This is a genomic window from Streptosporangium sp. NPDC002607 (genome assembly GCF_053592655.1).
The window spans coordinates 107,335-120,950 of sequence record NZ_JBSFWD010000008.1; the positions used below are offsets into that span (position 1 = coordinate 107,335).

Consider the following 13,616-nt stretch of genomic DNA (forward strand, 5'->3'; position numbering starts at 1 on the left):
GTGAACGGTCCCCCCATGAACCCCATCATCGTCTCCCGGCTGCGCCGGGACGCGTCGTTCTCCGGTGAGCGCATCCAACTGACCACCACGGCTCTCGAACTGAGGAACCTGTCACCGGGACAGGGCACGGCCCTGAAGCTGCTGGCCGAGGGCGACCACGATGACGCCGCCCTGGCAGGCGCGGTGACCACGGCGGACGGCGAGGCGGGACTGCTCCGCTGGCACCTGCTGTTCCGCGGGCTGAACACCTCCGGGCTGCTCGAACACGCCGCGGCGGTGGACGGCGCCGTGGTGGCCAGGCTCTTCTCCGTCGGCCGGGGCTCGACGCTGCTGGCCGCGGCCCCCGCGGGCCCGGTACGGCTGTCGCGCTTCGCCGAGGCGCGGGTGGTGGACGGCACGCTGACCCTGCAGACCCCCGGCCGGCACCTGGCCGTCGAGCTGATGCCGCAGGCCGCCGGACTGCTCGGCGAGCTGGCGACCTGGAGCACCTCGGTGCCCGCCCCGGTGCTGCGGCTACTGGCCACGGCCGGCCTGCTGGCGCCGGGCGGTCCCGATGAGGACGTGGAGGTGGCCGAGCGCCCCTACGCCCAGTGGCACCCCGCCGACCTGGCCTTCCACTCCCGTACCCGCTTCCCCGCCTCGGTCGGCGGATACGGCGGGACCTATCCCATCAAGGACCGCTTCGCACCGGAACCGGTCTCCCCGCCGCCCGCCGGTACCCGGACCGTCGCGCTGCCGGTGCCCGACCTGGACGAGATCGCGGCCGGGGACCCGTCGCTCACCGAGGTGCTCGAACGACGCCGCTCGCTCCGCGCCCATGACCAGGACAGACCGATCACCCTCGCCCAGCTCGGCGAGCTGCTCTACCGGAGCCTGCGCAGGCGGGGCACCATGACCGGCGGCGACGGCCAGGAACTGGCCGACCGGCCGTATCCGAGCGGCGGCGCCGTACACGAGCTGGAGGTCTACCCGCTGGTGACGGCGTGCGAGGGACTGCCGCCCGGCCTGTGGCACTACGCGACCGACCGGCACGAGCTGGAGCTCGTCGCCGAGCCGGGCAAGGCCACCGAGGCACTGGTCGGCCAGGCTCGGGGCGCCGCCATGCTGGAGGCGGATCCACAGGTGGTGCTGCTGGTGGCGGCCCGGTTCGGCCGGGTGATGTGGAAGTACGAGACCGTCGCCTACCCGCTGGTCCTCAAACACGTGGGCGTGCTCTACCAGACCCTCTACCTGGTGGCCACCGCGATGGACCTGGCCGTGTGCGGCCTGGGCGGCGGGGACGCCGCGGCCTTCGCCACCGCCTCGGGACGCGACCCGCTCCTTGAGGGCACGGTCGGGGAACTCGTACTCGGCTCCCGGCCCCGGACGGAGGAGTAGACCGCGATGAGATTCCGCTACCAGGCGCTGCAACGGATGCGCGAGCCCGACGAGCTGGACTCCCCCACCCTGCTGGCCACCCCCCGGGGCTGGATCGCGGTCTTCGTCGTGATGATCGTGATGGCGGGCGGGCTGGCCTGGGCGTTCGTCGGCGAGTTACGCATCTCGGTCGCCGCCCCGGGTGTCCTCACCCACCCGGGCGGTACGGCCCGCATCCAGAGTCACTACTCGGGGCTGGCCCGCCGCGTGCTGGTCCGGCCGGGCGACCGGGTGATCGTCGGCCAGTCCGTCGCCGAGCTGCAGGACGCCGACGGCAAGACCCAGGAGGTGGCCAGCCCGTTCACCGGCCAGGTGGTCGGCACCACGGTCAGCGACGGCCAGGTGGTCGCCGTCGGCACCACGGTCGCCACGGTCGAGCGGACCGACCTGCCCGACGACCGCCTGGTCGCCATGGTGTTCGTACCCGCCGACCGGGCGGCGTGGATCGCCCCCGGCCGCCCGGTCGACCTGGAGGTGTCCACCGCGCCCGCCGCGGCCTTCGGACTGCTGCGCGGCCAGGTCACCTCGGTCAGCCGCTACCCCCTGACCGGTGAGGCGCTGGCCGGGCTGGTCGGCGGCGAGCTGGCCGCCAAAAGATACGCCGCGGTCCAGGCCCCCCTGATGATCATCGTGGACCTGATCCCCGACCAGAACTCGCACTCGGGATACACCTGGTCGACCGCGCAGGGACCGCCCGTGCAGCTCGACTCCCAGGTGACCGTGTCGGCCTCCATCCACCTGGGCGAGCAGACGCCGTTCGACCTGGTGCTCGGGCGCTGAGCGGAGGAGACACCGATGACGAACACGACATTGAACCCCGCGGAGCCCGCCAAGCCCGCGCCCAAGAACCAGCCACGCCCCCCGCGCCCCCGCAGGAAGAACCGGCACCGGGTGCCGACCGTGATCCAGATGGAGTCGGTCGAGTGCGGCGCGGCCGCGCTGGCGATGGTCCTGGGCCACTACGGCAAGCACGTGCCGCTTGAGGAGCTGCGGGGCCGGTGCGGGGTGTCCAGGGACGGGTCCAAGGCATCCTCGATGCTCGCGGCGGCCCGCTCCTACGGAATGATCGCCAAGGGGTTCCAGGTCGAGGCCGAGCTGCTCCGCGACCAGAGCGGGCCGGTGATCATTTTCTGGGCGTTCCAGCACTTCATCGTGGTCGAGGGACTGGTGACCCGGTTCGGCCGCACCATGGTCGCGATCAACGACCCCTCCTCGGGTCCGCGGCTGATGGAGTGGTCGGAGTTCGACTCCGGCTTCACCGGGATCATGCTGACCTTCGAACCCGGCCCCGATTTCAAGCCGGGGGGCGAACGCGCCAAGCTCAGCAAGGCGCTGCTCCAGTGGCGGCTGCCGTCCGGACGCGCACTGCCGCTGGTGCTGCTGGCCAGCGCGCTGCTGTTGCTGCCCGGCATCGCCGGGCCCGCCTACTACCGGGTGTTCATCGACCGGGTGCTGAGCGGCAACTCCCCTGACATCCTGCCGCCGCTGCTGATCGTCATGGTGTTCACCGCGGCGGCCACCTTCGTGCTGACCTCGGTGCAGCAGTACTACCTTCTGCGGCTGGAGATCAGGGTCGGGCTGGTCGGCTCCGCCCGCTTCTTCCGTCACCTGCTCCGGCTGCCCATCGAGTTCTTCCTGCAACGCCGACCGGCCGAGGTCGCCAAGCGGATCTCCACCAACGACACGGTGGCCGAGATCCTCTCCCGCGACCTCGCGCTGACGGTGATCAACATGGTCCTGGTGGCGTTCTACGCCGCCCTGCTGGTCCGCTACGACGTGCTGCTCGGCGTCATCGGCGTCGGCATGGCGGCGCTGAACATCCTGGTGCTGCGCTGGGTCGCCCGGGCCCGCAAGGACGCGGTCACCGCACTCCGCACCGACCGCGGCAACCTCACCGGCACCACCTTCGCCACGCTCAGCATGATCGAGACGGTCAAGGCCACCGGCGCGGAGCCCGACGCCTTCACCCGCTGGGCGGGTTTCCTGGCCAAGGTCGTCTCCGCGCAGCAGCGGCTCGGCGTGCCCACCGCGGTGCTGGTCGTCGTCCCGCCCCTGCTGGCCACGGTGAACACCGGCCTGATGCTGCTGATCGGCGGGCTGCGGGTGGTGGAAGGCGTGCTCAGCATCGGCATCCTGATCTCCTTCCAGACCCTGCTGGCCGCGCTGAGCAGGCCGGTCACCCAGCTCACCAACCTCGGCGGCCGCCTGCAGGACCTCAGCGCCGACGCCAAGCGCATCCACGACGTGGAGCGGCACCCGATCGCCCGCTGCTTCGAGCGTGCCGGCGGCGAGGCGGAACTCGGCACCCGCCTGGAGGGCCGCCTGGAGTTGCGGGAGGTCACCTTCGGGTACGGCCCGCTGAGCGATCCGGTCATCAAGAACCTCTCGCTGAGCATGACACCGGGCAGCCGGGTCGCGATCGTGGGCGGTTCCGGCAGCGGCAAATCCACCCTGGGCCGCCTGCTGACCGGCCTGTACGAGCCACGCGCCGGCCGGATCCTGCTCGACGGCCACCCGCTGGACGAGATCCCGCGCACCGTGCTCGCCAGCTCGATGGCCTACGTCGACCAGGACATCGTGCTGTTCGCCGGGACCGTACGCGACAACCTGACCCTGTGGGACGAGGCGGTCCCCGACGAGGTGGTGCTCGACGCGCTCCGCGACGCCGCCGTCTACGACGCCGTGCTGGCCCGTCCCGGCGGGATCAACTCGTTCGTCCGCGAGGACGGCCGCAACTTCAGCGGCGGCCAGCGGCAGCGGCTCGAACTGGCCCGCGCCCTGGCCGCCGAGCCGACCCTGCTGATCCTCGACGAGGCCACCAGCGCCCTGGACCCGGAGACGGAGTACGTCATCATGGACAACCTGCGCCGCCGCGGCTGCGCCTGCCTGCTGATGGCCCACCGGCTGTCCACCATCCGCGACGCCGACGAGATCATCGTCCTGGACCGCGGCGAGGTCGCCGAGCGCGGCATCCACGAGGAGCTGCTCGCCGCCGACGGCATCTACACGCGGCTGTTCAACACCGGAGGAGGACTGTGAGCCCCGCTGCTCTCGCCGGGATCGCCATCCCGCTGGACCTCGGCACCGAGCGGTTCACGATCCTCGACAACCCCGGGCGGATGCTGCTGGTCGAGGCCGGCGCGGTGGACCTGTTCGCGGTCCGGACCGCCGACGACGAGCTGGACGGCCGCTGGAACTTTCTGGGCCGGGCCGAAGCGGGCACGGTGCTGGCCTGCGGGGTGCGGTCGGGGCCACGCCACGTGATCGTGGCCCGCCCGGTGCCCGGCGCCGTACTCTCCGACGTCCCGGTCGCGGTTCTGCACGACCTGCCCGCCGAGGCCGCCGCCTGGCTGGTCAAGGGGCTCAGCCGCGGCATCGAACTGCTGGCCCAGGCGCTGCCCGCTCCCCTGCCGCCCCGCCAGTTCGTCCCGCTGCCCGGCAACGGGACGGCCGAGCTGGACGCGGGCCGCGCCGTGCGATCGGTCGACGGCGTGCGCTGCGTGCGCGTCGAGGCGGGTGACGTGGAGGTCGGCGGCAACGATCTGGTGCTCGGCGCGGGCAGCGACATCTGCCTGACCGAAAGGGACTGGCTCGTCGCCCGCACCAGGACCCGGCTGCGGACCCGCTCGCTGCACTCGGTCTTCGACGAGGGCCTGCTCTGCGAGTTCCTCGCCGCCCACGCCGTCCGGCTGCTCGACACCGTCGACGAACGCCTCGAACGGCGACGCGAGGAGGAGCGCGCCGCCCTGACCGGCCTGCGTGAACGCGAGAGCACCGTGCTGACGCAGGCCGTACGGAGCTTCGACGCCGTGCTGCGGGACACCGAGGTCCAGGTGAAACTGGCCGACGTGGCCAACGATCCGCCCGCGCTGGCCGCGGCCCGGCTGGTGGCGGCGCACCTGGGGTTCGAGGTCCGGCCGCCGGTGCGGCGCGGCAGCCAGGACCGCCCGGTGGGCGACCTGCAGGCGATAGCGCTGGCCTCCGGCGTCAGGACCCGGCTCGTACGGCTGGACGGCCCGTGGTGGACGCAGGACCTGGGGCCCATGGTGGGCAGCAACTCCGCGGGCCGCCCGGTGGCGCTGCTGACCATGGGCCGCGGCTACGTCATGGTGGACGACGGCGTGCTCACCCCGGTCACCGCGGCCGTCGCCCGCAACCTGGAGAACCGGGCGCACGTGCTGTACCGGCCGCTGCCCGCCTCGATCAAGACCGTCGGCGCGCTGCTGCGCCTGGGGCTCCTCGACAGCGGCAACTACCGTGACCTGCTGCGGTTCGCCGCCATGGGGGTGCTGGTCGCGCTGCTCGGACTGCTCGTCCCGATCATGACGGGCAAGGTGCTCGGCGTGTTCACGGTCCGGGCCGAACTCGACCTCATCGTGCAGGGCTCCCTGGTGGTGATCGGTTCCGGGTTCGTGATCGCGGCCCTGTCGGTGGTGCAGAACATCGCGGTGCTGCGGGTCGAGAGCCGCACCACCTCGGCCCTGCAGTCGGGCCTGTGGACCCGGCTGCTCTCCCTGCCCGCCGGGTTCTTCGCCCGCTACTCCACCGGTGAGCTGGGCACCACGGTGCTGGGCATCAGTTCGGCGCAGGAGATGCTCTCCGGGATGCTGACCACGGCCACGCTGGGGCTGCTCACCGGATCGGCCAACCTGGTCCTGGTCTACTTCTACGACGTGCGCCTGGCCCTGGTCGCCACCGGGCTCATGCTGTTCGGGCTCGGGTTCGCCATCGTCGCGGGGCGGATGCAGCTCCGCTGGCAGCGGCAGTCCTACGAGCACGAGCGGACCATGTCGGCCCGGGTCTTCCAGATGCTCACCGCGATGCCGAAGCTGCGGGCCGCCGCCGCCGAGGAACGGGCGTTCGCCGAGTGGACGCGCGAGGTCACCAGGGGCCGCTCGCTGACCGCCTCGGCCCGTCGCATCCAGAACGCGGTGACCACGTTCAACGCCGGATTCCCGCTGGTCTGCACCGGGGTCGTGTTCGCGGTGGTGGCGGGACCGATGGCGGGCCAGGTCTCGGTCGCCACCTTCCTGCCGTTCTTCACCGCGCTCAGCCTGCTGCTGGCCTCCAGCCTCCAGTTCACCGCCGCCGCCGTCACCGCGATGGGCGTCGTGCCGATGATGGAGAACATCAAGCCGATCCTGGAGGCCCGGCCGGAGACCGACGGCACCAAGGCCGACCCCGGCGACCTGTCCGGACGGCTCGCACTCAGCCAGGTGTCGTTCCGCTACGGCCAGGACGGTCCGCTGACCCTGGACGGGGTCGCCCTGTCGATCGAGCCCGGCGAGTTCGTGGCCCTGGTCGGCCCCTCGGGCAGCGGCAAGTCCACGGTGCTGCGGCTGCTGCTCGGCTTCGAGATTCCGCTGTCGGGCACCGTGCTCTACGACGGCCAGGACCTCGCCGAACTCGACGTCTCCGCCGTCCGCCGCCAGTGCGGGGTGGTGCTCCAGAACGGCGCGCTGCAGGCGGGCAGCATCCAGGCCAACATCGTCGGCAGCAGCATCCACACGGTGGACGACGCCTGGGCGGCGGCCGAGATGGCCGGGCTCGCCGACGACATCAGGGCCATGCCGATGGGCATGCACACCGTGCTCTCCGAGGGCACCAGCACGCTCTCCGGCGGCCAGCGGCAGCGTCTCATGATCGCTCGGGCGCTGGTCGCCCGGCCCCGCATCGTCTTCTTCGACGAGGCCACCAGCGCGCTGGACAATCCCTCCCAGAGCCGGGTCGCCGAGAGCACCCGCCGGCTCAACGCCACCCGGGTGGTGATCGCCCACCGGCTCTCCACGGTGGTGGCCGCCGACCGCATCGTGGTCATGGACGAGGGACGGATCGTCCAGCAGGGCACCTACGACGAACTACTGGCCGTGAAGGACGGCCTGTTCGCCCAGCTGGCCACCCGTCAGCTCTCCTGAGTGCGGCTCGGCGAGCCGCCGCGGCGCCGTGATCTCACTGATGGGCGGCCGGGCCGTTCTCCGCGGGTTCGGTCAGCGCGTCCTCCATCTGGTCGTGCAGGGCGTCCCAGACCGGCCGGTGGTACTTCCGGAACCACCCCAGCGTCCCCTCCTCGAAGGCCGCGTCGAAGCGGGCGAAGGCGTCGCGGTCCGACGCGTCCAGGTAGCGCAGGACATAGTCGTGAGAGCCGGGGAAGTCGTCGATGACGCCCATTCCTCAGCCCCCGACCAGCGGAACGAGCTTGATGAATGACACCACCGGGTCGACGGTCAGGTCGATCATCTCGGACAGGTCGTCGATCTGACGCTCCCCGACGAGCAGCAGGAACCCGTTGCGCTGGAACGCCCGCTCGGCGGTGTCCGCCTGCCGTTCCCAGTCGATCCGCCGCTTCGCGCCCATCCGGTAGCCGTTCAACTCCACCTCGGCGTCCTCGGGACGGACCAGGCCGTTGAACCGGGCGGCGGGGGCCGCGTTGTACCGGGCGACCTCCTCGCGGACCCTGAGCCGGACCAGTTCCCGCGCCGAGATTCTCTCCGGCAGGTCGGGGAGGGTGAACTCCTCTATCGGCTTTCCCGTCGCGGTCTCATCCCTGAAGGTGACCGTTGCCATCTGGCAGCTCCACAAATAATTGGAATCACTGTGACGGCCATCAGTAGCATTTCAATCCGACAGAAACCGATGTCACCGAACCGGGGGTCCGCCCGGTCGGCCGTGTCCAGCCTGATCCCGTCGGCCCTGAGCACCTCGTGGGTGTCGCGCGTGTCATTCGTTACGCGAAGCGGCAGAGATCTGAATTCATCGCGGATGACGGGTGACCGAAAAAGCGGAACTCGGTGAGCCGGTGGAGCAGGGGGGCCACTGCCATGCGCGGCCCGTCACGGTATCGCGATCAACGACACCATGTGTCGGCGTACGGGCTGACGTGCACAGCGAGGTACGAGCGAACATGCACAGCTCATACGGCCGTTAGGGTTCATGGATGCTGCTGACAATCCTTGGCGGATGCGGTGCGTGGCCGGGGGCGGGCCAGGCCTGCAGTGGTTACCTCGTGGAGCACGATGGGTTCAGGCTACTCGTCGACCCTGGATATGCGACGGTGCCGCGGCTGCTGGAACGGATCACCGCCGATCAGGTCGACGCGGTGTTCATCAGTCACGGACATCCCGATCACTGTGCCGACCTGAACCCGCTGTTGCGGGCGCGGGCATTGCGTGATGACCCGCCGGCACCGTTGCCGGTGTACTCGCTGCCCGGCGCCCTGGATGCGGTACTCGCGCTGGACCGCCCGGGGATGCTGACCGACGTCTATGTCCTGCACGAGTTCACCGCCGGCGACTCGCTCGACATCGGCCCGTTCCGCGCGCGGACCCGTCTGCTGCCGCACTCGGTGCCCAATGCCGGCATACGGCTGACAGCGGGCGAGCGGGTGCTCGCGTACACCGGTGACACCGGCCCGAGCCCCGATGTGGTGGACCTGGCGCGCGGCGCTGATCTGCTTCTGGCCGAGGCCACCTATGTGGACCGGGTTCCGGAGGATTCGCGGCGCCACCTGTCGAGCGCCCGCCAGGCAGGCCGGCAAGCCAAGGAAGCCGGCGCCCGACACCTGTTACTGACTCACCTGCAGCCAGGCACAGACGCCACAGCCGCGCAAGCCGCCGCCGGGGCCGAATACGACGGCGAGATCGGCATCGCCACTTCCGGTCTCGCCATCGATCTTTCCTGAGCAAGGCCTCCTCCGGCTTCGACCGCGTTTACGCCGATGCGGCATGAGGTGCGCGTCTACGATCGCATCGATCCTCGCGCGCATGGCGGCCGGACTGCTTCGGTGATCGACCTCGACCGACATTGCAGGGGCGAATCGCTGTGCATGTCAGCCTGTACACCGGCACCATGTGTCCGAAGCTCTCGATCTCACCCTGAGTCACACGATCATCGAGAGTGGGTCAGAGCCCACTCTCGTGTCGCTTGGCACGACGCGTACGGTTGTCATACGGACGCCCGCCGACGAGGAGCGAGAGAACTTCCGGTGAATGACGAGCTACCGCCCGAGCTGCTGAACAGCGATCCGAAGGGCTACGCCTGGCAGGTCTGGCACGATCGCACTCCGAAGCTGGTAGCGAAGATCAAGGACACGAATTCGTACGGTCCGAAAGAGCACGATGCGCTGGACGCGTTGCTCGCCGAGATCTTCTCCGGGGTGATGGAGCCGCTCGGCGCGCAGGCCCATGATCGGGAGGTGTGGGCGGGCTGGGGAGCCGAGCATTTCGGAAAACCCTGGTCGGACGCCCCTTTCCTCTGGTCGGAGTCGTACTTCTACCGGCGGGTGCTTGACGCGGTCGGGTTCTTCGAACCGGGACCGTGGCGGGGAGTGGACCCGTTCGCCCCTCTCAAGCGGGCCGAGCTGGCATCCCTCGACGACCTTGAGTGGCCGACGGCCGGCGCGTCCGGTCAGGCGAAGCTGCTGGCCGCGCTCTGGGGCAACCGCGCCGACCTGAGTTTCGCAATGGGCACCCTCACCGAATCGTCGAGTACCGAGCTGGTCTGCGACGACAGCACGAAGATGTGGAACGCGCTCGCTCCCGGGGCCGAGGTCGTGGTGGTGGCCGACAACGCCGGGCGCGAGCTGCTCGCGGACCTGATCCTCATCGACCATCTCCTGGAACACGGGCACGCGGCCTCGGTCGCTCTTCATCTGAAGCCGCATCCCTACTACGTGTCCGACGCGACCACCACCGACCTCGCGGACACCCTGGACCGCCTGGCCGAAACAGACGGCGCGCCCTTCCACCGGCTCCGGAAGGCGACCGCGGACGGGAGACTCTCGCCGTACGTCCACGACTTCTACTGCGCGCCCTGGTCCTTCCGCCGGCTCCCCGCCGACCTCGCGGTTCTGTTCGAGCGGGCGTCGCTGACCATCATGAAGGGCGATCTCAACTACCGGCGGCTGGTGGGTGACCGGGCCTGGCCGGCCACCACCCCGTTCGCCGACACGGTCGCGTACTTTCCCGGCCCGGTCGCCGCGCTCCGCACCCTCAAATCCGACGTGGCCGTCGGCATCCCCCCGGCGACCCTGAGAAACCTCGACGCGGACACCCCGGACTGGCGCGTTACCGGCGGCTACGGGCTCCTCCAGGCCGACCTCCGGGAAAGGGTGCCCGGGAGCGGTTCCTGACGTGCTTCCCGATCCGGTCCTCGACATTCCCGCCGTCCATCGTCACGGCCCTGAGCAGTTCCCGACGGCCTCGACAGGTGTCGTTGTACCGCGCCCCGTCACCCCGATCCGCCGGGCGGGGCCGCGCTGGTTTCGGACCGTAAACCCCTCCCGAACCCCGCGAACGAAGAAGTTCCTGCCCGCGCCTGGCTCCTTCGCCCGGCATCGGTTCGGTGTCGGCCGTCTGGATGTAACATACATTGTTACAGGCAAGGAGGACGATGGCTGCGAACAGCCGGCTGACGATCGCCGTACACGCTCTGACCTGGATCGCGCTCGCCCAGCGGCGCGGGCAGGAGTGGCTGACCTCGGAGCAGGTCGCTGCCAGCGTCAACACCAATGCGGTGATCATCCGGCGCAGCCTCGGCGATCTGCGCCGGGCGGGCCTGGTGGAGGTCCGTCACGGGGCCGGGGCCGGCTGGAGCATGGCCCGCGCACCCGAGGACATCACCCTGCTCCAGGTGTACGACGCCGTGGAGCGAGAACCGCTCTTCGCCATGCACCGCACCGAGCCCAACCTGGAGTGCCCGATCGGCAGGGGCATCCGGCCCGTGCTGGGCGTGGTCTACGAGCAGGCCGACCAGAGCCTGCGCCGCGAACTCGGTCGCACCTCGATCGCCGATGTGCTGCGGGACTGCCTGTAGGCGCGATGACGCACGCCTTCAGTAGTAACAATGTTTGTTCCAGCAACACGGAAGGATCTTCACCGGTGAAGGACAGCCGATGCCCGATCGTCGAGCTCAGGCAGTACACCCTGCACGAGGGGGGACGTGATGTGCTGATCGACCTCTTCGAGAGGGAGTTCATCGAGTCCCAGGAGGCGGCGGGGATGACCGTCATCGGCCAGTTCCGCGACCTCGCCGCTCCGAACCGGTTCGTCTGGCTGCGCGGATTCCCCGACATGGAGCACCGGGCCGAGGCACTGCGCTCCTTCTATGGCGGTCCGGTCTGGAAGGCGAACCGGGATCGGGCCAACGCGACGATGATCGACTCCGATGACGTGCTGCTGTTGCGTGCGAGAGAGGACTTTCCAGCATCGGCACGGCCTCCGGTCGGCGATGCCGCGCCGCCGTCGATCGTCACCGCGACGATCTACCACCGCGACCGGCCGTTCGACGACGCCTTCGTGGACTTCTTCGACCGCTCCGTACGACCGGTGCTGGCCGAGACCGGAGCACGGCTGCTGGCCTGCCTGCGGACCGAGTACGCCGAGAACACCTTCCCCGCCCTGCCGGTCCGCACCGGGGAGAACGTCTTCGTGTGGTTCTCCCGGTTCACCGGTCCTGACGATCTCGCCGATCATCGGGACCGGCTGGCCCGCTCGCGCCCCTGGCGTGATCGGGTGCTCCCGGAACTGTCGGAAACGCTCACCGGCACTCCCCAGCGGCTCCGTCTGGCGCCCACCGCGCGATCACTGCTGCGTTGAGACGCGGTCGCCCTCGGGTCAGGCTCAAGCAGGACACGCGTGTGACGTGGGGCGCCTGGTAGCGTTCGCGAACGGGTGTGTCCGCATGTCGTTCACCCGGACCGATCGAGTGGAACGGGACCTGCGATGAGCTCCGAGTCGACGCTGCGCCAGGCGATCGCCGAGCACCTGGTCGAGATTCCCGCCGGGAGCATCTTCCTGCGGGACGAGGGCACGAAGGCGATCTGGAAGGTCGAGGTCGGGGCCTTCTGTCTGGCGCCGTATCCGGTGACCCGCGAGCTGTACCGCGCCGTTCGAGGCGAGGTGCCCGCGAGTCCGGCGGGGCCGTGGACGCCGGTGACCGAGATCTCCTGGATGGACGCCGTCCGGTTCTGCAACCTGCTCTCACGGACGACGGGGCTCGAACCCTGCTACGCGATGGGCGACGACCCCGACGGCCAGGACGTGGTCTGCGACTGGGCGGCCGACGGCTACCGCCTCCCGTCCGAGGCGGAGTGGGAGTACGCGTGCCGGGCCGGGACCTCCGGCGTGCGCTACGGGGAGCTGGACGAGATCGCCTGGCACCGCGGGAACTCCGGCGGCGAGGTGCACGACGTCGCGACCAGGGCGCCGAACGCGTGGGGCCTGCACGACATGATCGGCAATGTGTGGGAGTGGTGCTGGGATGTCTACGATCCCGAGGTCTACGGCCCGTACCGGGTGTTCCGGGGCGGCGGGGTGTACGACCACGCCCGGGGATGCCGGGCGTCGTGCCGCCGCAAGAGTCACCCGACCTTCCGCATCGACGACCTGGGGTTCCGGCTCGCCCGATCGCGGTGAGTGGGCGCCCCGCTCGCCGTCCATGTCCTGAGGGCAGGGCTTGCCCTTTGTGACGCCGCGGCGGCTTGGCGAGAAGCCGCTCCCTTCGGGGAGCGGAGGAGTCACGAAGGACAGGTATTGCCCTTGATGAGCCCCGCACCGGCCTTGGTCCGGGAAAAGTCCCAAGGTCGAGGGTTTGCGGCTCGACCCGAGATGGGCACTCTCACTCCTGCGGCCGGTTGTCCGGGGCCGGGGATTCCGGCCTCGACAGGCGTTCCCTCGGCGTCCCAGCACGGAACGGACCGCGTACGGAAGGTCGCGTAACCGTCACCGTCCGGGGCGTGAGACGCCGACGCGAAGAGGAGAGATCATGTCGAACCCGCCGCTTCCCGAGGAAGCAGTCGCCATGCTGAAGAGGCCGAATCCGGCCGTCATCACAACGCTCCAGTCCGACGGCCGGCCGGTGTCCACCGCCACCTGGTATCTCTGGGACGACGGCCGGATCCTGGTCAACATGGACGAGAGCCGCAAGCGGCTGAACCACCTACGCGACGACCCACGGGTCAGCCTCACCGTGCTCGACGAGGGCAACTGGTACACACACGTCAGCATCATCGGGCACATCGCCGACATACACGACGACAAGGATCTGACCGACATCGACCGGCTGGCCCAGCAGTACCTCGGGAAGAAGTACCCGCAGCGGGACCGCGGCCGGGTCAGCGCCTGGATCGAGATCGACCGCTGGCACGGCTGGGGCAAGCACAAGGACAGCAGCCAGCCCGGCTGACACCCGCAATCGACCCGGAG

General features: G+C 70.1%; 12 protein-coding genes. 10 read left to right on the top strand and 2 right to left on the bottom strand.

Annotated elements, in window-relative coordinates; all coding sequences use genetic code 11:
• The first annotated feature begins 15 nt into the window (after positions 1-15).
• The 4 genes from ACWD3H_RS11990 to ACWD3H_RS12005 are packed head-to-tail and all read left to right on the top strand — an operon-like array spanning position 16 to position 7,331.
• On the top strand, positions 16-1,377 hold the full coding sequence (locus ACWD3H_RS11990; protein WP_451954943.1) for a SagB family peptide dehydrogenase: 1,362 nt from the start codon (positions 16-18) through the stop codon (positions 1,375-1,377).
• Between the two features lie 6 nt (positions 1,378-1,383).
• Positions 1,384-2,196, top strand: coding sequence for an HlyD family efflux transporter periplasmic adaptor subunit (locus ACWD3H_RS11995; RefSeq protein ID WP_355548790.1), 813 nt, complete (start codon positions 1,384-1,386; stop codon positions 2,194-2,196).
• Between the two features lie 15 nt (positions 2,197-2,211).
• Positions 2,212-4,455: an NHLP family bacteriocin export ABC transporter peptidase/permease/ATPase subunit gene (locus tag ACWD3H_RS12000; RefSeq protein WP_451954944.1), complete on the top strand. Its 2,244-nt coding sequence runs from the start codon at positions 2,212-2,214 to the stop codon at positions 4,453-4,455.
• On the top strand, positions 4,452-7,331 hold the full coding sequence (locus ACWD3H_RS12005; RefSeq protein WP_451954945.1) for an NHLP bacteriocin export ABC transporter permease/ATPase subunit: 2,880 nt from the start codon (positions 4,452-4,454) through the stop codon (positions 7,329-7,331). Before ACWD3H_RS12000 ends, ACWD3H_RS12005 begins: the two co-directional genes overlap by 4 nt.
• 34 nt (positions 7,332-7,365) lie before the next feature.
• Here the strand turns inward: ACWD3H_RS12005 and ACWD3H_RS12010 are convergent, their stop codons facing one another.
• Entirely contained in the window at positions 7,366-7,584 is a 219-nt protein-coding gene (locus ACWD3H_RS12010) for a hypothetical protein (protein ID WP_451954946.1), read from the bottom strand.
• A 3-nt stretch (positions 7,585-7,587) separates the two neighbouring features.
• Positions 7,588-7,980, bottom strand: coding sequence for a hypothetical protein (locus tag ACWD3H_RS12015; RefSeq protein WP_355548778.1), 393 nt, complete (start codon positions 7,978-7,980; stop codon positions 7,588-7,590).
• Positions 7,981-8,350: 370 nt separating this feature from the next.
• On the opposite strand from ACWD3H_RS12015, the gene ACWD3H_RS12020 reads away from it, so the two are divergent.
• From ACWD3H_RS12020 to ACWD3H_RS12045, 6 genes are all read left to right on the top strand, one after another.
• Positions 8,351-9,094 carry an MBL fold metallo-hydrolase gene (locus tag ACWD3H_RS12020; RefSeq protein WP_451954947.1) on the top strand — a complete coding sequence of 248 codons (744 nt, stop codon included), beginning with the start codon at positions 8,351-8,353 and terminating at the stop codon, positions 9,092-9,094.
• A 303-nt stretch (positions 9,095-9,397) separates the two neighbouring features.
• On the top strand, positions 9,398-10,543 hold the full coding sequence (locus tag ACWD3H_RS12025; RefSeq protein WP_451954948.1) for a damage-control phosphatase ARMT1 family protein: 1,146 nt from the start codon (positions 9,398-9,400) through the stop codon (positions 10,541-10,543).
• A gap of 260 nt (positions 10,544-10,803) precedes the next feature.
• Positions 10,804-11,226 (top strand): Rrf2 family transcriptional regulator, encoded by a 423-nt coding sequence (locus tag ACWD3H_RS12030; protein ID WP_355548769.1) that lies wholly within the window; start codon positions 10,804-10,806, stop codon positions 11,224-11,226.
• A gap of 65 nt (positions 11,227-11,291) precedes the next feature.
• A complete protein-coding gene (locus ACWD3H_RS12035) occupies positions 11,292-12,008 on the top strand; it encodes an NIPSNAP family protein (protein ID WP_451954949.1) in 717 nt (238 codons plus the stop codon).
• Between the two features lie 126 nt (positions 12,009-12,134).
• On the top strand, positions 12,135-12,827 hold the full coding sequence (locus ACWD3H_RS12040; RefSeq protein ID WP_451954950.1) for a formylglycine-generating enzyme family protein: 693 nt from the start codon (positions 12,135-12,137) through the stop codon (positions 12,825-12,827).
• A 349-nt stretch (positions 12,828-13,176) separates the two neighbouring features.
• Positions 13,177-13,596, top strand: a complete 420-nt coding sequence (locus tag ACWD3H_RS12045; RefSeq protein WP_451954951.1) for a PPOX class F420-dependent oxidoreductase — start codon at positions 13,177-13,179, stop codon at positions 13,594-13,596.
• Positions 13,597-13,616: the final 20 nt, after the last annotated feature.